This is a genomic window from Aquamicrobium sp. LC103 (genome assembly GCF_001014615.2).
GTDB lineage: Bacteria > Pseudomonadota > Alphaproteobacteria > Rhizobiales > Rhizobiaceae > LBCQ02.
Map to the genome: position 1 here is coordinate 21,029 of NZ_LBCQ02000010.1, position 22,846 is coordinate 43,874.

Consider the following 22,846-nt stretch of genomic DNA (forward strand, 5'->3'; position numbering starts at 1 on the left):
GCGGCTATCGGTTCAGCGCCTGGTTCAGCCGGCTGGAATTGTCGCCGAACAGATACGCCATCGCATCTGCGGACTGTCCGACACCGCCGATAATCGCCAGCGATAGGACCATGGCGATGAGCGCGTACTCGATTGCCGTCGTGCCATTCTCGTCGTGGAGAAATTTCCTCAGCATTCGGGTTTCACCCATAATCGATCCGCAAGCTCGCCGAAGCTAGCATCGAACTGCTGCCGAAAAGGTTAACGCCCGTGCCGGCAATTGCCTCAACAATCGCCGCTGCGGGTGCCATCATCGCGGATGATGCAGATGGAATTCGGCGTCGGCTGCAGGACGCTGCGGCGCACGGTGTAGGAACTCCCACGCTGCCCGATCGAGCCTGTCGACATCATGTCCACGCCCACCGGCGTTCCCGTCTGCGCCACGCGGCGTGCCTGGCTTTCCGCGAGCGGCGTGAGGATCAGGGCCAGCGCGACCGCGGCGGAGCCGAACAACAGGGTCACCCGCAGCACGCTCATGCCGGCGCCGCCAAGACGCCAACCGCCGGTCTGCCTGTCCCAGTCGCTCCGAAACGACATTGAAAAGCCCTCGCCCGAATCGGCTCCGCTTGCCGGAGCATTCGCCTAAAGCTTTCACGATTGGATAAATGTTCGATTAATGATCGCGTTCAGAGCAGGTCGATCAGGAACGGTATCAGCGGCTCGTCCGCCGGCGGCATCGGATAGTCGCGCATCTTGGCCGGCCGCACCCATTTGAGCGTCTGGCCTTCGAGAGGCTGCGGTATGCCCCAGAAACGGCGGCAGACATAGAGCGGCATCAGCAGATGGAACGTCTCGTAGGAATGACTGGCGAAGGTCAGCGGCGCCAGGCACGCCACCTTGGTCTCGATGCCGAGTTCCTCGTGCAGCTCGCGCACGACCGTCTCTTCGGGCGTCTCGCCCTCCTCGACCTTGCCGCCGGGAAACTCCCACAGCCCGGCCATGGACTTGCCCTCCGGGCGCTGCGAGAGAAGCACGCGCCCGTCGGCATCGACGAGCGCGCAGGCCGCGACGAGGAGAAGCTTGCGTCCCGGCGCCTCGTTCACGGCGTCGCTCCTTCGGGAGGCTGACGATAATGGTAGCGGTAGAGTTCCTCGAAACCCATCGACTTGTAGAGCCCGATCGCGACCTCGTTGTCGGCCTCCACCTGCAGCCATGCGGTGGCGGCGCCGCGCCCATGCGCCCATTTCATCGCCGAAAGCAGCGTGCGCCTGCCGTACCCCTTCCCGCGCTCCGACTGGTCGGTCGCCACTTCGAACAGACCCGCCAGGTCGCCGTCATGAACGCAAATGGTGGTGGAGACGGGGCGGCCGTCCTGCTCCAGCACGAACAGGCCGGCCTCGGGCTGGATCGAGCTGATCACCTCCGACAGGCCCGGCCGCAGGCTCGGATCCAGGCTGCGGATGCTGATTGCCGCGCTGATGAAACGTCCCATGTCCTGAAGCGGAATCTGGTGCATCGCGCCGCCGAGGGTCGCTTCGTCGAGCGCCGTCCGCATGACGAGCGATTCGGAAAATCTGCTCCATCCGTGCTCGTCGAGATAGTCGGCTATCGCGGTGCCGGCGAGCGGCGAGATGCGAAAGGTCAGCGGCCTGCCATAGGCCGCGAACCGCCGCCCGGCGCGGGCGATGCGCTCCTTGAGGTTTGCGCTGTCGCTGGGATCGAGCGGATTTACCGAATTGAGGCGCTTGGCGGGATGGCTGGCGGTCAGGCGGACGGACCAGGCCCCGTCATAATGCACGGAGGCGGCCGGCCAGGCACGAAAGCCGGCGGCTTCGAAACGCCGGACGCTTGCAAGGTCGCGCGCCGGGCCGTCGCCTTCGATTGTCGTCACGCGCTCAGCTCCGGTAATCGCCGTTTATCGCGACATACTCTTTGGTCAGATCGCAAGTCCAGACCGTCGCCTTGCCTCGCCCGAGGCCGAGATCGACCGTGATGCGGATATCGTCCCGCTTCATATAGGCCGACGTGTCGGCTTCCGAATAGCCGGGATCGCGTTCGCCCTCGCGCGCGACCCGTATGTCGCCGAACCAGATCGACAGGAGGTCGCGGTCGGCGGGCTCGCCGGCTTTGCCCACGGCCATCACCACACGCCCCCAATTGGCGTCCTCGCCCGCGACGGCCGTCTTCACCAGCGGCGAATTCGCGATCGACAGCGCCACGCGTTTGGCCGAACGCGAGGATTTCGCGCCGGTGACCGTCACCTCGACCTGCTTGCGCGCACCCTCGCCGTCGCGCACCACCTGGAGCGCGAGCGACTTCAGCATGCGGTTGAGCGCACGGCGGAAGCCAGCCAGGCGCGGATCCTTCGGATCGGTGATGCGCGGGGCGCCGGCTTTCTCCGCGGCACCCGTGGCGAACAGCATCAGCGTGTCGCTGGTCGAGGTGTCGCTGTCCACCGTCACCGAATTGAAGGTCTTGCCGACGCCCCTGGAAAGCAGATCCTGCAGCGCCGCCGCCTCGATCGGCGCGTCGGTCGCCACGAAGGACAGCATGGTGGCCATGTCCGGCGCGATCATGCCGGCGCCCTTGGCGATACCGTTGATCGTGACCTCGGCGTCGCCGAGCCGTACCTTGGCGGTGAGGTATTTCGGATAGGTGTCGGTCGTCATGATGGCCTTGCCCGCTTCCGGCCAGCGGCCCGGCACTGCCTCAGTCGTCATGCCGGCCAGCAGATGCGAGAAGCGGCCGGCGTCGAGCGGCTCGCCGATCACGCCGGTGGAGGCGAGGAACACTTCGCCAGCCTGGCATCCGACCGCCTTCGCGGCGGCTTCCCCCGTCATCGCCGTCGTCTCGCGGCCGCGCTTGCCGGTGAAGGCATTGGCGTTGCCGGAATTGACGACGAGCACGCGCGCCTTGCCACCGGCAAGATTCTTGCGGCAGAAATCGACCGGCGCGGAAGGACATTTGGAACGGGTGAAGACACCGGCCGCGGTGGTGCCCTCGTCGAACACCATGACCAGGAGATCCGTTCGCCCCTTGTACTTTATTCCTGCTTCCGCGGTCGCGATGCGCACGCCGGCGATCGGCGGCATCTTCGGAAAGGACTTGGGAGCGAGCGGCGAAACGGCGTCGGACATGTCAACTCGAAGGGCAAGATGAGAATGGCATCGTTTGCCCCATATGTTTCGGCGGCGCAAGGCGTTTTGCAGCGCCGCCGCCCTGCCATCGCCTATCCTTCGGGGTTGATGAAGGCTCGAAAGTACTTCTGGACGCCGGGGATCAGCCCCCAGACCATGATCGACACCATGACGGGAACGATGACCAGCGTCCTCTGCCAGAGCATCCATCCGTCGGTCAGCGGAAAGATCAGGTAGAGCAGGCCGGTGATGAGCGGATAGACGCCGAGCGCGACCAGAAAGGCAAATCGCGGGCGAGAGAAAGTGGCGGACCGCGCTGGCACGGACGACGAAACGGACATCGAATGTCCTCCTGTATCGAAACGGAACGTTTCGATATATAAAACGGGCCGTTTCGTTTTGTCAACGGGGTTGCTATGTTGTGGAAGGAGGATCCGCATGACGACCGAAGAGGAAACCCGCCGCTCGATCGGCGCCAAGAGAAATCCCAAGAGCGCGGAGGCCATCCGCGAGGCCGCCGAAGGCCTGCTCCTGGAGGAAGGCTATCGCGGCTTTTCGATAGAGGCGGTCGCGCGCCGGGCACGGGCAGGCAAGCCGACGATCTACCGATGGTGGCCGAGCAAGGCCGCCTTGCTGCTGGACGTCTACCACCGGCAGAAACGCGATGTCGAAAGCCCCGACACCGGCTCGCTCGAGGAGGATCTGCTGCGCTTCCTCAGAAGCCTTTTCCGCAACTGGCGCGAGACGCCGGCCGGCAACGTCTTCCGCTCCTTCATAGCGGAAGCCCAGACCGACGATACCGCCGCCGCCGCGCTCGCCGACTATGCCAGGGAGCGACGCATTCACACCGCGCGCATGATCTCGCGGGCGAGGGAAAGGGGCGAGGTCGGGGCGGAGGTCGATCCCGAGGTGGTGGCCGACCTCGTCGCCTCCTACGCCTGGTCGCACCTTCTGACCGGGCGGCTGGATGAGGGCGACGATGCACTTCGCGCCGCGATCGGGATCATCGTCAATGGCGCCGCCCGCCGGCCCGTTCCCGAGTGAGACCAAGCCGGCCGGCAATATGCGATGACTATTCGGCCTGCGGCTCTTCGCCTTCCGCCGCACCCTCGGCATTGTCGATCTGCTCGACGGCGGTCTTCAGAGCGGGATCGGTGATCTCCACCTCCGCGCCGTCGCGCATGGTCTTGACCGTCTCGAAATATTTCTCGCGCAGGAGCAGCGAACGCAATTGCGGGCTCACCTGCTCGAAGGACGGCGGCGTCTTGGGACGCTTGTCCTCGACCTTGATGACGTGCCAGCCGAACTGGGTCTGGACCGGCTCCTTGGAATGGGCGCCGACCTCGAGCGCGAAGGCCGCCTTCTCGAAATCCGGAACCATCTGGCCCGAGCCGAAATAGCCCAGATCGCCGCCCTGGGCGGCCGCGCCGTCGGTCGACTTCTCTTTGGCGATCGCTTCGAAGTCGCCGCCCTCGTCGAGCTGCTTGATCACGGCGTCGGCTTCCTCCTTGGTTTTCACCAGGATATGGCGCGCGTGGATTTCGTTCTCGGGCTCGACCGCCGCGATCTCCTGATCGTAGCGGGCGCGCACGGCCTCGTCCGTCACCTGCGAGGCGATGTCCTTTTCGATAAAGGCGCTGTGCAGGGCGCGCTGGCGCAGGAGTTCCATGCGCTGCTTGAACTCGGTCTCGTCGGCGAGGCCCTTCTTCTCGGCCTCCTCCGAAAGAAGCCTGATCTCGATCAGCGCCGAAAGCGCGGCGGCGCGGCGCTGTTCTTCCGGCAACTGCGCGAACTGCTGGCCGAGATCGGCCATGGCCAGTTGGAGCTCGGCTTCGGTCACCGGCTTGCCGTTTACGTTGGCGAGAACCTTGTCTTCCTGCGCGAAGGCGTGGACACTTCCAAGGGCGATCATTGCAACGGCCGCGCCAATACGGACGATCGGCAGGCGGCGGGACGAATGGGGCATCGATAATTGTCTCCGGTGAGGGGTCTGGGCTCCTTCAAACCAGCTTAAATGTGGCGAAATTCCGCGCACGCGGTCCGAAGCCTGCAACGTTGACATCGTTGGTGCCCCCTCTTATCTGTCCTTCGACTTGGCGTCCAGAATACATTTCCGGGCGCTCTTCTTGCTACCGGACCGCTTGAATCCCGTGTGGGCCGGCGGCATTGCCGGTGATCCATTCTGAAAGGACCCTCGATGGTCAGCCTAGGCTCGCTAGCCCGCAAGATTTTCGGTTCCTCCAACGACAGGCGAATAAAAGGCTTCCGTCCCCGCGCGGAGGCGATAAACGCCCTGGAAAAGGAACTCGAAGTCCTTTCGAACGAGGCGCTGCAGGCGCGAACCGATGAATTCCGCAAGCAGCTCGCCGAAGGTGCCTCGCTGGACGACCTCCTGATTCCCGCCTTCGCCACCGTGCGCGAGGCAGCCAAGCGCGCGCTCGGCCTGCGCCCGTTCGACGTCCAGCTCATCGGCGGCATGGTGCTGCACAATGGCGCGATCTCGGAGATGCGCACCGGCGAGGGCAAGACCCTGGTCGCCACGCTTCCCGTCTATCTCAACGCGCTGACCGGCAAGGGCGTCCATGTCGTCACGGTCAACGACTACCTGGCCAAGCGCGACGCCGAATGGATGAGCCGCGTCTACGGCTTCCTCGGCCTGACGACCGGCATCATCGTTCACGGCCTTTCGGACGAGGAGCGCAAGGCCGCCTATAATTGCGACATCACCTACGCCACCAACAACGAACTCGGCTTCGACTATCTGCGCGACAACATGAAGTATGACCGCGCCCAGATGGTCCAGCGCGGCCACAATTTCGCGATCGTCGACGAGGTCGACTCGATCCTGATCGACGAGGCGCGCACCCCGCTGATCATTTCCGGCCCGCTCGACGACCGTTCCGAGCTCTACCAGTCGATCGATGCCTTCATTCCGCAGCTCGAGCCGGCGGACTACGAGATCGACGAGAAGCAGCGCACCGCCACCTTCACCGAGGAAGGCACGGAGAAGGTCGAGAACCTGCTTCGCGCGGCCGGCATGCTGAAGGGCGACTCGCTCTACGACATCGAAAACGTCGCGATCGTCCATCACATCAACAACGCGCTGAAGGCGCACCGCCTGTTCCAGCGCGACAAGGACTACATCGTCCGCGACGGCGAGGTCGTCATCATCGACGAGTTCACCGGGCGCATGATGCCCGGCCGCCGCTTCTCGGAAGGCCTCCACCAGGCGCTCGAGGCAAAGGAGAAGGTGACGATCCACCCGGAGAACCAGACGCTGGCCTCCATCACCTTCCAGAACTATTTCCGCATGTACGACAAGCTCGCCGGCATGACCGGCACGGCGCTGACCGAGGCGGAGGAATTCGGCAACATCTACGGCCTGGAAGTGTCGGAAATCCCGACCAACCTGCCGGTCGCGCGCATCGACGAGGACGACGAGGTCTACCGGACCGTCGAGGAAAAATACAAGGCGATCGCTCGCGAGATCAAGGAAGCCCACGCCAAGGGTCAGCCGATCCTGGTCGGCACGACCTCGATCGAGAAGTCAGAGCTTCTGGCCGAGCGGCTGCGCAAGGACGGCATCGCCGGCTTCGAGATCCTCAATGCCCGCCACCACGAGCGCGAGGCGCAGATCGTCGCCCAGGCCGGCAAGCCCGGCGCCATCACCATCGCCACCAACATGGCCGGCCGCGGCACCGACATCCAGCTCGGCGGCAATGCCGACATGCGCATCGCGCACGAACTGGCGGAGATTCCCGCCGGCCCCGAGCGGGAGGCGAAGGAACAGGCGATCCGCGAAGACGTCGGGAGGCTCAAGGAGCAGGCGCTTGCCGCCGGCGGCCTCTACGTGCTGGCGACCGAACGCCACGAAAGCCGCCGCATCGACAATCAGCTTCGTGGCCGCTCCGGGCGCCAGGGCGATCCCGGCCGTTCGAAATTCTTCCTGTCGCTGCAGGACGACCTCATGCGCATCTTCGGTTCCGACCGGATGGATTCGATGCTGCAGAAGCTCGGCCTCAAGGAAGACGAGGCCATCATCCATCCCTGGATCAACAAGGCGCTCGAAAAGGCGCAGACCAAGGTCGAGGCCCGCAACTTCGACATCCGTAAGAACCTCCTGAAGTATGATGACGTGATGAACGACCAGCGCAAGGTCGTCTTCGAGCAGCGTCTGGAGCTGATGGATGGCGAAAGCCTCACCGACACGGTCACCGAGATGCGCGAGGACGTCATCGAGGACCTCGTCGCCAAGCACATTCCCGAAAAGGCCTATGCCGAGCAGTGGGATATGGCAGGGCTGCAGGAAGGCGTCAGCACCCAGTTGAACCTCGACCTGCCCGTCGAGGAATGGGCGAACGAGGAAGGCATCGACGAGGAGCATATCCGCGAGCGTCTGATGCAGGCGGCCGATGCCGCCGCCAAGGACCGGGCCGAGCGTTTCGGGCCGGACATCATGGCCTATGTCGAAAAATCGGTGGTTCTGCAGACGCTGGACCATCTCTGGCGCGAGCATCTGGTCAATCTCGATCATCTGCGCTCGGTCGTCGGCTTCCGCGGCTACGCGCAGCGCGACCCGCTGAACGAGTACAAGACGGAGGCCTTCGAGCTCTTCCAGGCAATGCTGACCAATCTGCGCCAGGCGGTCACGGCGCAGCTCATGCGCGTCGAACTGGTGCGCGAGGCGGCCGAAGCGCCGCCGCCGCAGGCCCCGGTGACGCACGGCCAGCATATCGACGCCTCGACCGGCGAGGACGATTTCGGCGGCGACACGGCGCTTGCCGTCGCCCATGCCGACAGCCGCGTCGTGCCCGCCGAGCAGCGCGATCCCAACGATCCCGCCACATGGGGCAAGGTCGGCCGCAACGAAGCCTGCCCTTGCGGCTCCGGCAAGAAGTACAAGCACTGCCACGGTACCTTCGCCTGAGGTAAGGACGGGCGGGTAGCTGCGAGCGCCCGCCTTTCTTCTCCCCGCGTCAGGATGACGATGCGCCGCCGGCGCTCTTTCCCTCCCTTAGAAGAGGTGGCACCACGGCGAGGCTGGCGACGCCGGCGAGCGCCACGAGCATGATCGTCGCCAGCGCCGCAAAAGCTCCCGCCCGCTCGAAGAAGACGGCCGTGATCATCGGCGCGCCCGCCGACACGAAGAGCCGCGCCGCGTTGAATTTCCCCATCAGCGCTCCGTAACCTTCCGCTCCGAAGACGTGGAGCGGCAGCACGCCGCGCACGATATATGAAAGCCCCTGTCCCAGCCCGAACACGACGGCGAAGCCGAGCGCCGCGGGCAGATAGCCGGCGCCCGCCATCAGCATCGCCAGCCCGACAGGCAAGGCGGCTGTCGAAGCGATCGCGACGCTGGTAATGCTCAGGCGCTCCCCGGCGGTGAACTCGACGATGCGGCCCAGCACCTGCGACGGTCCGATGAGCGCGCCCACGAGCGCCGCCGAGGCGCCGAGGCCGAGCGCGCCGAGAAGGCCTATGAGATGCAGGTGCACCGCCGAAATCACATAGGCGTTGGCCGAGAACGCGGCGAGGAGCAGGAGGAAGACCTTGCGCTCCAGACGTTCGTCCGAAAGTGCCGCGGCCTTGCGCTCGCCGGCAACCGAACCATTTCCCCGCGCAACCGCGATCCTCCTCCCGCCCGCCTGAAGCCAAAGATGGAGCGGCGCGCAGACGAGGATGTTCAACCCCGCATAGCAGAGATAGATTTCCCGCCACGTCAGGAAGTCCGACAGCCATGTCGTCAAAGGCCAGAAGATCGTGGAGGCGAAGCCTGCGATCAGCGTGATGCCGGTGATGACGCGCCGCGCATTGCCCGGCGCCAGCCGCGCGGCGACCACGAACGCCGCCTCGTAGAGAACCAGCACCGAAACCATCTGCGAAAGCACGACAAAGATGGCGAAGGCGAACTTCCCCGGCGCCAGCGCCCAGATCGCAAGCAGCGCCCCGGAGACGAGCGACCCCAGCGCCATCACGCGGGCCGCGTTGAACCTGTCCATCGCCCGGCCGGCGAAGGGTGCGGCCACGCCGCTGGCAAGCAGCGCCAAAGAGAAAAATCCGTAGATCGCGGTCAGCGAATAGCCGGTATCGTCCGCCATCTGCCGGGTGAGCACGCCGTAGGCGTAGTAGAGCGAGCCGTAGCCGATGGTTTGAGTGACGCCGAGCACCACGCCGACGGAAAGCTGGCTCTTGGTTCGCACTGGCATCCCTGTCATCCGCCCCGCCGTGGTGCTCGGGCCGCCCTTCGCCGGACCGCCACACCGTTTCTTAAGCTGTAACCGCTATGGCTTCTTGGCCCAGAAACGGGAAACGGAGTGTATTTCGTGCGCTTTTCCGCCGCCGCGACGGCCGACCGGCTCTTGCCCGAGCAGATTGCCGCGCGCACGCGTCCGCTTTTCGACCGTTTGGATGCGATTCTGCTGCAGGGCGGCGACCGGGGAGAAGCGACCCGCACCTCGCTCGTCGCCTTCGCGATCCGCATCGTCAGTGCCGTCATCGCCTTCGTCAGCCAGGTTCTCCTGGCGCGCTGGATGGGAGGCTTCGAGTACGGCATCTTCGTCCTCGTCTGGACGACGATGCTCATCGTCGGCAATCTGTCCTGCCTCGGCTTCCACACCTCGATCGTGCGCTACATTCCCGAGTACCGGGCCAAGGGCCAGCTTGCCGAGTTACGCGGCATCATGGCCGCGAGCAAGGGCTTCGTGCTCGTCACATCCACCCTCTTCGCCCTCCTCGGCATCGCGGGCGTATGGGCGTTTTCCGAAGCGATCGAGAGCTACTACGTCGTCCCGTTCTACCTCGGCATCGTCTGCCTGCCGATGATGGCCGTTTCCGACGTGCTCGAGGGCACCGCGCGCGCCAATTCCTGGGCGATCACCGCGCTTTCGCCCATCTACCTGATGCGGCCGATCCTCATCCTGGCCTTCATGGTCGCCGCTCTGGCGGCGGGCTACGCGCCGAGCGCAGAAACGGCGATCGTCGCGGCGATCCTCGCCACCCTGGCGACCACCGTTTTCCAGGCGCTGACAATCATGCCGCGCACCGCGCGCGAGGTTGCCGACACACCGTTGCGCCTGCACGGCCGGGAGTGGATCGTGGTCTCCCTGCCGATCTTCCTGGTCGAAGGCTTCTTCTTCATGCTCACCAACGCCGACGTGCTGATGGTGGGCTATTTCCTGCCGCCGACCGACGTCGCGATCTACTTCGCCACGGTCAAGACGCTGGCGCTCGTCCATTTCGTCTATTTCGCCGTCAAGGCGGGCGTCGCCCAGCGCTATGCGCATTACGCGCACGGCTCCGACCGCGGCAAGCTCGGGGCCTTCGCCAGGGAGACGGCGGCATGGACCTTCTGGCCGTCACTTGCCATGGGCGCGATCGTGCTCCTTCTCGGTAAGCCGATACTGATGCTGTTCGGGCCCGGCTTCGACGCGGCCTATCCGGTCCTCTTCGTGCTGGTGGCGGGCGTCGTCGCGCGCGCTTCGGTGGGGCCGGCCGAAAGCCTGCTCACCATGAGCGGCAACCAGAACATCTGCGCGGCGATCTACGGCGTCACGCTGGCGATCAACGTCGTGCTCAACCTTCTGCTGATCCCGCCGCTGGGCCTTTGGGGCGCCGCGATTTCGACCGCCTTCGCGATAGCATGCGAGGCGGCCATGCTTTCGTTCGTCGTCTGGCGCCGCCTCGGCATCGTCATGCTGGTCTTCATCCCGATCTCCCAGGCAGCGAGGGTCAGCTGATGGCGGCCGTTCCGATCCTTGAAGAGTTGAGCGGAAGCCCGGCCGGCGCGATGATCGGCCGGTTTGCGGATTATTCCGCCAGTTCGATCCCGCCGTCCTTCGTCGAGGCCATCGAAACGGCGCGACCGCCGCGCAGGCTCGCGATCTATCCCGCCTCGGCGGGTTTCGACCTTGTCGAGGAACTGGATTTCCTCTGCGCGCGCTCGATCGAACCCAACATCTTCTTCAATCCACGCTTCCTGGCGCCCGCAATGCCGCGACTGGAGGACCGCGAAGTGCATCTGGCCGTGATCCGCGATGAGGACGATTTCCGCAGCCGGCTGCGCCTGCTCCTGCCGTTCTCGATCGAGAAACCCGCCGTTCCGCTCGGCGTGACGGTGATGCGCGCATGGTCGAACCCGTTCGGCCCGCTCGGAACGCCGCTCGTCGATCGCGACGACCCGGCCGACGTGATCGAGGACTTCTTCGGCATGCTCGCCCGTCCTCACCTGAAACTGCCGAAGGTCTTCGTCATGCCGGACGTGCGCGTGGACGGCTCCTTCGCAGGCATGCTGCGCTCGCTGGCCGCCAGCCGCAACCTGCCGCTGACCGTGACCGGCGAGGCCGCACGGCCGTTCCTGGAAAGCGAGCTTGCCGGCGACGACTATCTGAAGGCCGCGCTGCGTCCGCATCATTTCCGCGAATTTCGCCGGCAGAAGCGCAGATTGGCCGATCTCGGCGCGCTCGAATACCGCATCGCCCGCCAGCCGGAGGAGATCAGGCTCGGCATCGAGGATTTTCTCGCGCTCGAGACGTCCGGCTGGAAAGGCCGAAAGCGGACAGCGATGGCCATCGACCGCTATCACGCCGCCTTCGTGCGCGAGGCCGCGCACCGGATGGCGGAACAGGACCTCTGCCGCGTCCATTCGCTCATCCTCGACGGCAGGACCATCGCCGTGCTGGTGGTCTTCGTGGAGGCGGGCGTCGCCTATACGTGGAAGACGGCCTATGACGAGGACTACGCCGCCTTCTCGCCGGGAACCCTACTGATGGTCGAGACGACGAAGACGCATCTGGAAGACCCGAACATCGACGCCACCGATTCCTGTGCGATCCCGGATCACCCGGTGATGAGCCGGCTTTGGAGCGAGCGCCGCACGTTCTGCACCTTCGTGGTCGGGCTGACGCCCGACGCCGACCGCGCGACGCAGCAGGCGGCGGTGCAGATTCACCTCTACGAGGAAACACGCAACATGGCGCGCCAGTTGCGCAAACGACTTCGCGGCACCGGCTAGAGCCCGGTCTCCCGCCGCGCCCTGTCGCGGAAAATCCGCCTGATCACCTTGCCCGTGGTCGTCAGCGGCATCGAATCGACGAACTCGACCTCGCGCGGATATTCATGCGCCGAAAGCCGCTCGCGCACCCACAGGCTGATCTCGCTCGCCAGCGCCTCGTTCGGCTCGACGCCGTCCTTCAGCACGATGTAGGCCTTGACGATCTCCGTCCGCACCGGGTGCGGCTTGCCGACGGCGGCTGCCAGCGCCACCGACGGATGGCCGGTCAGGCAATCCTCGATCTCGCCCGGACCGATGCGGTAGCCCGCCGAGGTGATGACGTCGTCGTCACGCCCGAAGAAATGGATGTAGCCGTCCTCGTCCGCGATACCCTGGTCACCCGTGGTCATCCAGTCACCGACGAATTTCTTCGCGGTCGCCTCGGGGTTTTGCCAATATTCAAGGAACATGACCGGGTCCGGCCGCTTCACCGCGATCTGTCCGGCCTCTCCGGAGGGCAGCTCAAGCCCTTCCCCGTCGACGATCGCCACCCGGTGGCCGGGCACCGGCCGTCCGATCGCCCCGCTCCGGCTGACGCCGAGCGCCGCGCAGGAGGAAAGCACCAGATTGCATTCGGTCTGGCCGTAGAACTCGTTGATGGTCAGGCCGAGCTCGGCCTGCGCCCAGTCGTAGGTCTCCCTGCCGAGCGCCTCGCCGCCGGAGCCTATGGTGCGCAGCTCGAGCTTGTGGCGGCCCGCGACGCCGCCGGCGGATTTCAGCATCCGCAGCGCCGTCGGCGGAATGAAGGCATTGCGAACCTCCATCTTCTCCATCAGCGCGAGTGCTGCATCCGGGTCGAACCGTTCGAAACGCCCGGAGACCACCGGCACGCCGAAATAGAGCCCCGGCAGCAGCACGTTCAGGAGCCCGCCCGCCCAGGCCCAGTCGGCCGGCGTCCACAGGCGATCGCCCGGCTGCGGCAGGAATTCATGCGGCATCTGCACGCCCGGCAGATGGCCGAGGAGGACGCGGTGACCATGAAGCGCGCCCTTGGGCGGCCCCGTCGTGCCGGAGGTGAAGATCATCATCGCCGGATCGTCGGGACCGGTCGCCTCGACTTCGAAATGCCCGGGACCGTCCGCGACGAGCTTCCAGAAATCCACCGCGTCACGGTCCGCACCGTCGATCGACACGACGGTCTCGAGCGCCGTGAGCCGTGACCTGATCGGCTTCAGCTTGGCGTTGCCGGCCCCGTTTGTGACGACCGCCTTCACGCCCGCCGTCTGCAGGCGGTATTCCAGCGCCTCGACGCCGAAGAGCAATGCCAGCGGCACCGCGATCGCGCCGAGCTTGTAGATCGCCACATGGGCGATCGCGGTTTCGAAACATTGCGGCAGAAGCAGCGCCACCCGGTCGCCGCGACCGACGCCCAATGCGCGCAAGGCGTTGGCCAAAGCGTTCGAGCGGGCGGAGAGCTCACCATAGCTGAGAAGCGCCGGCTCCCCCTGCTCCCGATGGTCGATCAGCGCGATCCTGTCCGGCTCCCGCGCTGCCCAGTGATCGGAAACAGCGGTGCCGATGTTGAATTGCGTCGGGATATGCCAGCGAAAATCGCGGTAGAGCGCCTCGTATGTGTCCCGCCGCTCCAGCATCGAAAACCGCGCGCTCCCTCCGCTTCGTCCAGCGACAGACCGCCGCGGGAACCCTTTCAGATACAGGCGCGGGCGCGTTATCGTCAATGCTCGGCGATTTTTCCAGAGCGCGCGACCGGATCGGCATCGTCGCGATCGTGCGACCCCGCCGGCGCACGCATCATTGTTGGGCAACAGGGCCACTTGCCTCTTTACTGTGCGCATTCTTCGTGCAGATTAGCGTCGCTCGATGTTCATCTGGGGGGATGGCATGCAAAGCAGAATCCGGATTACCGTATCTGTGACTATGCAGATTGAGGAAGGCTTCTCCATCGACGATCACGCCGAGGACGTGGTGGAAGGCCTGAGCCGCACGCTCGGCTTCGAGCAGGTCAGGCTCGAGGACGTGGTCAGGATCGAGGAAGAGCCGCGCGATTCCCGCGGCGAACCTATCGGATCTTCGCACCGGATTGAATGATGGAGTCCGGCCGCGCCTTCTGACTATAATGCATTGATCTGAAGGAGGCCGAAAATGGCGCGGGTAGTCTATGAAATAGTCGAGCATGACGGCGGCTGGGCCTACAAGGTCGACGGAGTGTTCTCGGAGACCTTCGCCAGCCACGACGACGCCTTGAGAGCAGCGAGGATCGCCGCCGCCGAGCAAAAGGCGCCGGGCGAATCGGGCCCGATCGAATATGAAGACGAATCCGGAAAGTGGCACATCGAATCCTCTTCCGGCAGCGATCGCCCGGAAACCGAAGTCGACGACTGAGCCAACGAACCAAAAATCAACATTTTCCTGATTTTATATCGTCCTACTGGAATTCAGTATCCATACGCGCTCGGCGAGGCCGGGGACTTGCTCCGCAAGGCGCGCCAACCAGCGGCATCGTCGGCCGCACGTCAGGACGGCATTCGCGGAATGCTCACGAGAAAAGGCAAGTACGGCCTCAAGGCGCTGGTGCATCTGGCGCACCTGCCTCCGGGGCAGCTCGCCTTCGTCAACGACATCGCCACCAGCAACAACATTCCCAAGAAGTTTCTCGACGCCATCCTCGTGGAGCTGCGCAATGCGGGCTTCGTCCAGAGCCGGAAAGGCAAGGAGGGCGGCTATCGCCTCGCCCGACCGTCGGAGGACATCACGATCGGCCAGGTCGTGCGCGTGCTCGACGGTCCGCTGGCGCCGATCGCCTGCGTCAGCCAGACGCGCTACGAACCATGCAAGGATTGCGACGAGGCCACCTGCCAGGTCCACCGCATGATGCTCGAAGTGCGCCACGCGATCGCCGAGGTCCTGGACAACCGCAGCCTCGCCGAGATGCGGGACTCGACCCGTGGCGAGCGCGAGAAATATCACGCCCAGGCAAGCTGAGAACCGCCACGGCAACGGCTTTCAGCGGGAATTGGACGGCGCGCCCGGCACATATCCCAGTCGCCAGCCCGACAGCAGCGACACCGGCGGGAGGGCGTGATCTTCCTTACGTCTTAGCGAGTTCTTCACCAGCGGCGCCACCTCGCGTCCGAACCTCTCGATCTGCTCGGGCCCCCATCTGTCGACGATCATGAATTCCTCGACGCCCGCCTCCGCATAGGCGAGCATGGAGACGGCGGCCTGCGGCGAAAGGCCGGGCAGTTGCACCGCCTCGGTGGCGATCGCCGTGCCCGCCGCGCCATGGCGCTGCCTTTGCGTGAAGCGCACCGGCAATGCGAATCTGATCTTCTCCGCCCGGCCGTATTCGACCGCCGCGGCCCGCACCCTCGCAATCAGACCATGCACCTCCGCGGGCGACCCGGGAGCGAGCTCGAATATGTCGGCATGCCGGGCGGCGACCTTCAGCGCCGTTCCCGAAAGGCCGCCCATACGGATCGGAATTTCGAAACCCCGCAGGCTCTTGTGAGGCACGAAGCCGCCGCGGATGCTGTAGAACGGTCCCTCGTGGTCGAAGGGCTCCTCGTTCGACCACAGTCTTTTCAGGAGCACGAGATACTCGTCCGTCTGCTGCCATGCGGCGACGTGCCCGGCGGCCGTCTCGCCGCCTTCGATGCCGCCATCGACCAGCATGCGCAGCGCGAGCCGGCCGCCGCTCGTCGCATCGAGCCATGCAAGCTGCTTGGCCGCGACGGTCGGCGCGACCACGCCCGCCCAATGCGTCATGACGATCCGCAGAGAGGAGACCGACGACATGCTCGCGGCGAGATCGAAATTGGTGAGAAGTCCCGCGAACTCGTCGATGACGATGCTGTGGAACCCCGCGCTCTCCACCTGGGCAAGTGTGGCGGTGGATTTTGCCGGATCGAAGAAGAACGACGCTCCTTCGCTATTCGAAGACATGGACCCTGCGACAAATGCGAACTCGACGGACATTTGAATATCCTCCTCGTTCAGAATGTTCGGCGTCGAAAGCAGTGGCGGTCGTCACGGGATGAGCCCGAGGACCACCGCAGCGGCAAAGCTGAGGGAAAGCGCGAACACGACATAGGCCAGGGACATCCTGGCGGAGCGGGCCAGCGAGGCAGTTCCTGTCCGCCCGCCGTCCCGGCGAAATCGTTGCGCAAATTGGACATAACTCATCTGATCCTCCGAACTCGGTCGATCGTGATTGGGTGAAGATTTTTCAGGCTGCTTCGTCTCGCAGCCGCTCGACGCACATCGCCCGCAGCACGAGCGCCGCGTCGGCGAAGGTCGGCTGGTCCTGGCGCTCGAGATGGGAACCGCGCTCGCCGGTCAACTCGGCAACGGCGTCCATGAGGCGCGAGGGCAAGATATCGAAACAGGTGCGCATGCGTCCGAACACGGAGCTGATCGGCACGTCCCTGTCCTCGAAACGTACTGTCGGTTCATCCACCCCCAGCCCCCATTCCTCATAGGCGTCGAGGGCGCTGGAAAACGCTTCATGGAGATGGATCGGTGCATGTCCCTCGTAAAGAGCGGGAAGGATGCGTGTCATGGCCGTTCTCCTCGAATCAGGTCAAACACGGTTCTTCGGAACCCGATAATCTTTCGGAAGTCGTCGTGGGGTGCGGCGGGCGGGCCCTACCAGTGGCTGTGCATGCACCAGCCCCAGTAGAAGCTTTCGTCTCTTTCCTCGCGAAATTCCCGCTCCTGGGTTGCGGCGGGCTTCGCCTCGTTCCGCTCGTTTTCGAAGGTCTCCTCCTCGAAAGAGTGGGAGACGAATGGGGCTGGGCGAACCCAGCTGAGAAATGTCTGCATCATCATCGTCACCTTCCTCGTCAAACGAATGGGGGTCGGCGGATCGGCATTTCGAAGTCTGATTATGGCCCGAAATTCGAACCTGTCAACAATGTCTACCAAAATGGTAGAGTAACGCTGTTGAAAAAAGGGAAGGGCGAGGCCGTCCTTCCCTTCGGGAAGATATTACCAGGCGGTGACGACCGAGCCCTTGAAGGTCTCGTCGACGAAGCGCTTCACTTCGTCATTGTGATAAGCCTTCAGAAGCTTCGTCACCCATGGCGCGTCCTTGTCGGCGGAGCGCACGGCGATGAGGTTGACGTAGGGAGCCTTCTCCCCTTCCCTGAGGATCGCGTCCGACGGTTCGAGGCCGGCTTCGATCGCATAGTTGGTGTTGACCGCCGATGCGTCGGTATCGTCCAGCGAGCGCGGAAGCTGGGCCGCGTCCAGCTCGATGAAGCTGAACTTCTTCGGGTTTTCCGTCACGTCGGCCGGCCCGACCTTAAGCCCCTTCGCCTCGTCGAGCTTGATGTAGCCCTTGTCCGCCAGGATCAGCAGCGCGCGGCCGCCATTGGTCGGATCGTTGGGAATGGCGATCGTGGCGCCTTCTGGCAATTCGTCGAAGCTCTTCACCTTCTTCGAATAGATGCCCATCGGGAAATTGACGGTGAGACCGACATCGACGAGGTCGAAGCCGCGATCAGCCACCTGGTTGTCGAGATAGGGCTTGTGCTGGAACGAATTCGCCTGGAGCTCGCCGTCGTTGAGCGCCTGGTTGGGCACGACGTAGTCGGAGAATTCGAGGATTTCGATATCGAGCCCGTCGGTGGCCGCGAGTTCCTTCACCTTTTCCAGGATCTGCGCGTGCGGGCCGGGCGTGACGCCGATTTTCACCGTTTCAGCCGACGCCGTGCCGGCGACCAGCGTCAGCGCCAGGGAGGCTGCGAGTGCGATTTTCGTAAGCATGCGGGTGTCTCCGTTTGGATGTCTTGAAAAGAAAACGAAAAATTCAGCGCGGCCGGATGCGCTTGTCGAAACGCCGCGCCAGCCGGTCGCCGGCCGATTGCACCGCCTGCACCAGCACGATCAGCACCACCACCACGGCGGCCATCACGTCCGGCATGAAGCGCTGGTAGCCGTAGCGGATGCCGAGATCGCCGAGACCGCCGCCGCCGACCGCGCCGACCATCGCCGAATAACCGATCAGGCTGACCACGGTCAGCGTCAGCGCCAGCGTGATGCCCGGACGGGCCTCCGCCAGAAGCACTTTCCAGACGATCTGCAACGGCGAGGCGCCCATCGCGCGCGCCGTCTCGATCAGGCCCGGATCGATCTCACGGATCGCCGATTCGACGAGGCGTGCGACGAACGGAATCGTCGCGATCGTCAGCGGAACGATGGCCGCATTGGTGCCGATCGAGGTGCCGGCGACGAGCCGGGTGAACGGAATGATCGCCACGACGAGGATGATGAAGGGCGTCGAGCGCGTGGCATTGACGACGGCTCCAAGGACGCGATTGGCGCCGGGCGCCGCGAACAGCTCGCCGCGGCCGCTGGTCGCCAGGAAAACGCCGAGCGGGATGCCGATGACGGAACCGATGATCGCCGCGACCGCTACCATGTGCAGCGTCTGTCCGGCGGCTTTCGCGATGAGCAAGATGATGTCAGGAGACATGGCCGAGCACCTCGGCATCGAGCCCGCCTGCTGCGAGCTTGTCGACGGTCTGCCCCGCCTTCGGCGAGGCGACGGAAACCAGGAACGAGCCGAACGGCTTGCCGCCGATCTCGTCGAGCGCGCCGGCAATGACCTCGTGATCGGAACCGGCCACTTCCGCAATCTTCGAGAAGATGCGGCCCTGCCCTCCCTGCCCCGCGAAGGTGACGCGCACAATCGCGCGTGATCCGGCGGAAGGGTCATGCTTCAGATGGGTGGCGAGCACCGCCGGGAGGCGGAAGCCGGGAAGGCCGGAGAGAAGCGCCTTGGTCGTCTCGTGGACGGGCGCGCTGAATATCTCGAACACTCCGCCCCGCTCGACGATCCGACCGCTGTCGATCACCGCCACCTGGTCGGCGATCTGCTTCACCACCTCCATCTCGTGTGTGATCAGCAGGATCGTGAGGTCGAGTTCACGGTTGATCTTGCGCAGGAGCGAAAGCACCGACTGCGTGGTTTCCGGGTCGAGCGCGGATGTCGCCTCGTCGGACAAAAGCAGCTTCGGCCTCGTGGCGAGCGCCCTGGCGATGCCCACGCGCTGCTTCTGCCCGCCGGAAAGCTCCGAAGGGTAACGGTCGCGCTTGTCGGCAAGCCCGACCAGATCGAGCAGCGGCCCGACACGGGCGTTGATCTCGTGGCGCGATATGCCGGCGATCTCCAGCGGCAGGGCGACATTGCCGAACACCGTTCGCGACGACAGCAGGTTGAAATGCTGGAAAATCATGCCGATCGAGCGGCGGATGTCGCGCAGTTCCCGTTCGCCGAGTTGCGCGACGTCGACGCCGTCGACATGGACATGCCCGGCCGTCGGCTTCTCCAGCCCGTTGATCAGCCGGATCAGCGTCGACTTGCCCGCGCCCGAACGGCCGATGATCGCCGTCGCCGAGCCGCGCCGCGCGGAAAGATCGATCCCGTCAAGCGCGCGCACTTCGCTGCCGCCGCGACCGGCGGGAAAAACCTTGGAGACCGCTTCGATTCTGACCAGATCCGCGCGCGGTAGGTCGCCGCGGGCCTCTGCCTTGCGGGTCGGCGCGCGCGGCCTTTCGGCGACGAACGCGCCAGGAGCCATGTTCATGCGCGCCTCCCATGGCGATGAAAGAACTGCATCTGCATTCCCATGCGTTTCGTGGATCCCGTGGCTACGGAAAAGATATGACGACATCCTGGGATACCTTCCCGGTTCCGTGGCGGATCGAGAGCTAATGTCTACAAAACTTGTAGACTACCGAGGAGGAACGATCGGCCGTCCGCTCGCGTCAGCGAGAATTTCTTTTCCAATGGGGCCGTATTTCAGAGATGAAATTCTACGTCGAAGCCAAGCACGGCTCCAAAGAGCCGTCCATGCGGGATAGTCCCAAGTTCTGCCGTGCGGGTTGAGGATTGGTGCGGGTGGTCGGACTCGAACCGACACTCTGTCACCAGAAACGGATTTTGAGTCCGTCGCGTCTACCAATTCCGCCACACCCGCGTCGCGTGCCGTTTTGCCGGGCCGCGAACCTTTGCCCCCCGACGGACAGGGAGCCGTGTTGGCAATACAAAGTCTCGCACCTCGGCGTCAAGGATCATCTGCGGCCGCAACCGCAAACGAATTGCCAATGGTTCGGCCGATAGAAAGAGGCGGCGTTGCGCGCCACGGCAACATTCACTAGACAAGGCCGGCACAAGAAGGATCCTCCATGCTTCGCCGACTTTACGACTGGACGATGTCGCTCGCCCGAACCCCCCACGCCGAGCGCGCGCTCGGCGGCGTGTCCTTCGCGGAAAGCTCGTTCTTTCCGATCCCTCCGGACGTCCTTCTCATTCCCATGGTGCTGGCCGAAAGGCAGCGATGGGTGCGCTATGCCTTCGTCTGCACGGCGGCTTCGGTGCTCGGCGCGCTGCTCGGCTATTTCTTCGGCGCGGTCCTCTTCGATGCGATCGGGCGCCCGATCCTCTCCCTCTACAATGCCGAGGACGCCTTCGACCGCATTTCCGACCTCTACAACCAGTGGGGTGCGTGGGGCGTGCTGTTCGGGGCGATCACGCCCTTCCCCTTCAAGGTGCTGACGATATTCTCCGGCATGACCGGGCTGAACATCGTCACCCTGGTGGTCTTCAGCATCATCGGGCGCGGCTTTCGATTCTTCCTCGTCGCCTGGCTGCTGCACCGCTACGGCGAGCCGATCCGCGCTTTCATCGAGAAGAATTTGGGCCTTCTTTTCACCCTTTTCATGGTGCTGCTGATCGGCGGTTTCGTTGCCGTCCGTTACATGATTTGAGGCTTTGGAATGTCGCTCACATCCGCCGCAGGCAAAACCCAGAAGATCAGCGCCGCGATCCTCACGCTCGGCATGGCCGCGACCGTCGGCACGGCGCTCGGCTTCCAGCACATAGGCGGCTACATTCCCTGCAAGCTCTGTCTGGAGCAGCGCCTTCCCTACTACATCGGCGTGCCGGTCATGGCGCTTGCCCTCCTGTCGGCGGTCTTCCGGATGCCGGCGATCGTGACCCGAAGCCTTCTCCTGGTCGGCGCCCTGCTGATGACGTGGGGGCTCTATCTGGGCGGCTTCCATGCCGGCGTCGAATGGGGTTGGTGGCCGGGTCCGACCGATTGCGGCGCGGTCGCCCCCTCTGCCGGGGGAGATGCCGGCAGCCTGCTCGATTCGCTCAACGCGGTGGTGCCGCCTTCCTGCGACCAGGCCGCGGGCCGCTTCCTCGGTCTCTCCTTCGCCGGCTGGAACGTCATCGCCAGCCTCTTCCTGGCCGCGGTCGCCTATGTCGGAGCATTCAGGAAAGCGTAGGACGAAGCAGCCTCAAGGCTCCAGCTCGACGTCCCAATAGAGATAGTCCATCCAGCTTTCGTGCAGGTAGTTGGGCGGGAACAGCCGGCCGTTATTGTGCAAATCATGCACGGTCGGCTGGTAGGGTTTCTGATGCGGCCACATCTTCGCCTGATACGGCAGCATCCCCCCCTTCCTCAGATTGCAGGGCGAGCAGGCCGCGACCACGTTCTCCCAGGTCGTCGCCCCGCCGCAACGGCGTGGAACCACGTGATCGAAGGTCAGGTCGTGATCGGCGCCGCAATACTGGCACTGGAAACGGTCGCGCAGGAACACGTTGAAGCGCGTGAAGGCCGGATAGCGCGACGGCTTCACATAGGTCTTGAGACTGACGACGCTCGGCACCTTCATCGAGAAGGAGGGCGAGGACACCGCGTGCTCGTATTCGGCGACGATGTTGACGCGGTCGAGGAAAACCGCCTTGATCGCGTCCTGCCAGGACCACAGCGACAAGGGGTAGTAGCTCAGCGGACGATAGTCCGCATTCAACACCAGAGCGGGAAGCCCATCCGGCGAGACTGCGATCGTCACCTACTCACCTCCTTGGTCAGGGACAGCTAGCGCTTCGATCGGCGCGGATACTGTAATCCCGACATTGCAGGAATGTGAAGCTGGTATCTCACACCGCGAAGGCCGGAATCCCGCTGTTTTTTATGTTTTTTTCGCGGCCTCGGCCGGCGGAGCGGCGTCCCAGCCCCGCATTTCGCGATAATACGCCCAAAAAAGCCGCGCCGCCACGCCTCTCCACGGCGCCCATGATTCGGCCAGCCGGTAGAGCGCCTTGGCGCCGGGCCGGGGGCTCATCCCGAACGCATGGCCGACCGCGCTTTGCAGCGCGACATCGTGCGCCGGGAAGATGTCGGGATGCCCGGCCGAAAAGAGCAGATAGACCTCCGCCGTCCACGGCCCGACCCCGTGTATGGCCGTGAGGCGTACCATCGCCTCGTCGGCGTCGATCGCGCACAGATGGTCGAGGTCGAGCCCGTCCCTGACCGCCTCGGCGATGGCGATGAGCGTCCGCTGCTTCGGCCGCGACAAGCCGGCGACGCGAAGGGTCTCCTCGCCCGCCGCCAGCACGCCCTCCGCGTCGAGCGGATCGACGAGCGCGGCCAGCCTGCCGAAGATCGCATCGGCGCTGGCCCGCGAAACCTGCTGCGACACGATGATCGAGGCGAGACTGCGGAAGCCGGCATCGGAAAGCCGCAGCGGCACCTCGCCGGCGGCAGCCACCACCGGCACGAGCCGGGGGTCGATGACGGCGAGTTGCTCCAGTCCCTCCGCAATGTGGTCGAGCGTCTCGATCCGCCTCATCTTGCCTTCCGTCTCCCCGCCCTTGTGCCGGAACGAGCGGCACCGTAGCAATCAGCTCATGACCGCAACAACCCGT

Annotated in this window: 26 protein-coding genes and 1 tRNA gene; 9 read left to right on the plus strand and 18 right to left on the minus strand. The window is 64.6% G+C overall.

Annotated elements, in window-relative coordinates; all coding sequences use genetic code 11:
- Positions 1–4: 4 nt before the first annotated feature.
- The 6 genes from XW59_RS19005 to XW59_RS19030 all read right to left on the minus strand — a co-directional run bounded on the left by XW59_RS19005 (position 5) and on the right by XW59_RS19030 (position 3,457).
- Positions 5–175, minus strand: coding sequence for a Flp family type IVb pilin (locus XW59_RS19005; protein ID WP_136068376.1), 171 nt, complete (start codon positions 173–175; stop codon positions 5–7).
- A gap of 89 nt (positions 176–264) precedes the next feature.
- Complete coding sequence (locus XW59_RS19010; RefSeq protein WP_047147264.1) at positions 265–576, minus strand: hypothetical protein; 312 nt, start codon at positions 574–576, stop codon at positions 265–267.
- A gap of 89 nt (positions 577–665) precedes the next feature.
- Positions 666–1,082: an 8-oxo-dGTP diphosphatase MutT gene (mutT, locus tag XW59_RS19015; protein WP_047147265.1), complete on the minus strand. Its 417-nt coding sequence runs from the start codon at positions 1,080–1,082 to the stop codon at positions 666–668.
- Positions 1,079–1,870, minus strand: a complete 792-nt coding sequence (locus XW59_RS19020; protein WP_246666147.1) for a GNAT family N-acetyltransferase — start codon at positions 1,868–1,870, stop codon at positions 1,079–1,081. Before XW59_RS19020 ends, mutT begins: the two co-directional genes overlap by 4 nt.
- 4 nt (positions 1,871–1,874) lie before the next feature.
- Complete coding sequence (argJ, locus tag XW59_RS19025; RefSeq protein ID WP_047147266.1) at positions 1,875–3,116, minus strand: bifunctional glutamate N-acetyltransferase/amino-acid acetyltransferase ArgJ; 1,242 nt, start codon at positions 3,114–3,116, stop codon at positions 1,875–1,877.
- A gap of 92 nt (positions 3,117–3,208) precedes the next feature.
- Complete coding sequence (locus tag XW59_RS19030; RefSeq protein ID WP_047147267.1) at positions 3,209–3,457, minus strand: hypothetical protein; 249 nt, start codon at positions 3,455–3,457, stop codon at positions 3,209–3,211.
- A gap of 97 nt (positions 3,458–3,554) precedes the next feature.
- Here XW59_RS19030 and XW59_RS19035 point away from each other — a divergent pair, with 97 nt between their 5' ends.
- Positions 3,555–4,160 carry a TetR/AcrR family transcriptional regulator gene (locus tag XW59_RS19035; RefSeq protein WP_047147268.1) on the plus strand — a complete coding sequence of 202 codons (606 nt, stop codon included), beginning with the start codon at positions 3,555–3,557 and terminating at the stop codon, positions 4,158–4,160.
- Between the two features lie 28 nt (positions 4,161–4,188).
- Here the strand turns inward: XW59_RS19035 and XW59_RS19040 are convergent, their stop codons facing one another.
- Entirely contained in the window at positions 4,189–5,082 is an 894-nt protein-coding gene (locus XW59_RS19040) for a peptidylprolyl isomerase (RefSeq protein WP_047147269.1), read from the minus strand.
- A gap of 231 nt (positions 5,083–5,313) precedes the next feature.
- Here XW59_RS19040 and secA point away from each other — a divergent pair, with 231 nt between their 5' ends.
- Positions 5,314–8,043 carry a preprotein translocase subunit SecA gene (secA, locus tag XW59_RS19045; RefSeq protein ID WP_047147270.1) on the plus strand — a complete coding sequence of 910 codons (2,730 nt, stop codon included), beginning with the start codon at positions 5,314–5,316 and terminating at the stop codon, positions 8,041–8,043.
- A 49-nt stretch (positions 8,044–8,092) separates the two neighbouring features.
- On the opposite strand, the gene XW59_RS19050 is transcribed toward secA, so the two are convergent.
- The gene (locus XW59_RS19050) at positions 8,093–9,322 is read right to left on the minus strand and encodes an MFS transporter (RefSeq protein ID WP_047147271.1); all 1,230 of its coding nucleotides are present in this window, start codon (positions 9,320–9,322) and stop codon (positions 8,093–8,095) included.
- 117 nt (positions 9,323–9,439) lie between these two features.
- Between XW59_RS19050 and XW59_RS19055 the strand changes: the two genes are divergently transcribed.
- Together XW59_RS19055 and XW59_RS19060 are read left to right on the plus strand one after the other, a co-directional pair.
- On the plus strand, positions 9,440–10,852 hold the full coding sequence (locus tag XW59_RS19055; protein WP_047147504.1) for a lipopolysaccharide biosynthesis protein: 1,413 nt from the start codon (positions 9,440–9,442) through the stop codon (positions 10,850–10,852).
- On the plus strand, positions 10,852–12,126 hold the full coding sequence (locus tag XW59_RS19060; RefSeq protein WP_047147272.1) for a GNAT family N-acetyltransferase: 1,275 nt from the start codon (positions 10,852–10,854) through the stop codon (positions 12,124–12,126). Before XW59_RS19055 ends, XW59_RS19060 begins: the two co-directional genes overlap by 1 nt.
- Here XW59_RS19060 and XW59_RS19065 read toward each other — a convergent pair.
- A complete protein-coding gene (locus XW59_RS19065) occupies positions 12,123–13,757 on the minus strand; it encodes an AMP-binding protein (RefSeq protein ID WP_047147273.1) in 1,635 nt (544 codons plus the stop codon). The genes XW59_RS19060 and XW59_RS19065 overlap by 4 nt on opposite strands.
- A gap of 280 nt (positions 13,758–14,037) precedes the next feature.
- On the opposite strand from XW59_RS19065, the gene XW59_RS29390 reads away from it, so the two are divergent.
- The 3 genes from XW59_RS29390 (at position 14,038) to XW59_RS19075 (ending at position 15,108) form a co-directional block, all read left to right on the plus strand.
- Entirely contained in the window at positions 14,038–14,214 is a 177-nt protein-coding gene (locus XW59_RS29390) for a hypothetical protein (RefSeq protein WP_170990186.1), read from the plus strand.
- Between the two features lie 54 nt (positions 14,215–14,268).
- Positions 14,269–14,508 (plus strand): DUF2188 domain-containing protein, encoded by a 240-nt coding sequence (locus XW59_RS19070; protein WP_047147274.1) that lies wholly within the window; start codon positions 14,269–14,271, stop codon positions 14,506–14,508.
- 150 nt (positions 14,509–14,658) lie between these two features.
- The gene (locus tag XW59_RS19075; protein ID WP_047147505.1) at positions 14,659–15,108 is read left to right on the plus strand and encodes an Rrf2 family transcriptional regulator; all 450 of its coding nucleotides are present in this window, start codon (positions 14,659–14,661) and stop codon (positions 15,106–15,108) included.
- 21 nt (positions 15,109–15,129) lie between these two features.
- On the opposite strand, the gene XW59_RS19080 is transcribed toward XW59_RS19075, so the two are convergent.
- From XW59_RS19080 to XW59_RS19110, 7 genes are all read right to left on the minus strand, one after another.
- Positions 15,130–16,068 carry an LLM class flavin-dependent oxidoreductase gene (locus tag XW59_RS19080; RefSeq protein ID WP_170990187.1) on the minus strand — a complete coding sequence of 313 codons (939 nt, stop codon included), beginning with the start codon at positions 16,066–16,068 and terminating at the stop codon, positions 15,130–15,132.
- Positions 16,069–16,351: 283 nt separating this feature from the next.
- Positions 16,352–16,684 (minus strand): hypothetical protein, encoded by a 333-nt coding sequence (locus XW59_RS19085; protein ID WP_047147275.1) that lies wholly within the window; start codon positions 16,682–16,684, stop codon positions 16,352–16,354.
- An 86-nt stretch (positions 16,685–16,770) separates the two neighbouring features.
- Positions 16,771–16,953: a hypothetical protein gene (locus XW59_RS19090; protein ID WP_136068378.1), complete on the minus strand. Its 183-nt coding sequence runs from the start codon at positions 16,951–16,953 to the stop codon at positions 16,771–16,773.
- Between the two features lie 159 nt (positions 16,954–17,112).
- Entirely contained in the window at positions 17,113–17,892 is a 780-nt protein-coding gene (locus tag XW59_RS19095) for a MetQ/NlpA family ABC transporter substrate-binding protein (RefSeq protein ID WP_047147277.1), read from the minus strand.
- 43 nt (positions 17,893–17,935) lie between these two features.
- Positions 17,936–18,601, minus strand: coding sequence for a methionine ABC transporter permease (locus tag XW59_RS19100; RefSeq protein ID WP_047147278.1), 666 nt, complete (start codon positions 18,599–18,601; stop codon positions 17,936–17,938).
- A complete protein-coding gene (locus XW59_RS19105; protein WP_082137709.1) occupies positions 18,591–19,715 on the minus strand; it encodes an ATP-binding cassette domain-containing protein in 1,125 nt (374 codons plus the stop codon). Before XW59_RS19105 ends, XW59_RS19100 begins: the two co-directional genes overlap by 11 nt.
- A gap of 306 nt (positions 19,716–20,021) precedes the next feature.
- Positions 20,022–20,108 (minus strand) — tRNA-Leu (locus XW59_RS19110).
- 208 nt (positions 20,109–20,316) lie between these two features.
- Here XW59_RS19110 and XW59_RS19115 point away from each other — a divergent pair.
- Both XW59_RS19115 and XW59_RS19120 read left to right on the plus strand, forming a co-directional pair.
- Positions 20,317–20,898: a YqaA family protein gene (locus tag XW59_RS19115; protein ID WP_047147279.1), complete on the plus strand. Its 582-nt coding sequence runs from the start codon at positions 20,317–20,319 to the stop codon at positions 20,896–20,898.
- A 9-nt stretch (positions 20,899–20,907) separates the two neighbouring features.
- Entirely contained in the window at positions 20,908–21,420 is a 513-nt protein-coding gene (locus tag XW59_RS19120; RefSeq protein ID WP_047147280.1) for a disulfide bond formation protein B, read from the plus strand.
- A 12-nt stretch (positions 21,421–21,432) separates the two neighbouring features.
- Here the strand turns inward: XW59_RS19120 and XW59_RS19125 are convergent, their stop codons facing one another.
- Positions 21,433–21,990 (minus strand): HNH endonuclease, encoded by a 558-nt coding sequence (locus XW59_RS19125; protein WP_047147281.1) that lies wholly within the window; start codon positions 21,988–21,990, stop codon positions 21,433–21,435.
- A gap of 120 nt (positions 21,991–22,110) precedes the next feature.
- Positions 22,111–22,770 carry a DNA-3-methyladenine glycosylase gene (locus tag XW59_RS19130; RefSeq protein WP_047147282.1) on the minus strand — a complete coding sequence of 220 codons (660 nt, stop codon included), beginning with the start codon at positions 22,768–22,770 and terminating at the stop codon, positions 22,111–22,113.
- Positions 22,771–22,846 lie beyond the last annotated feature (76 nt).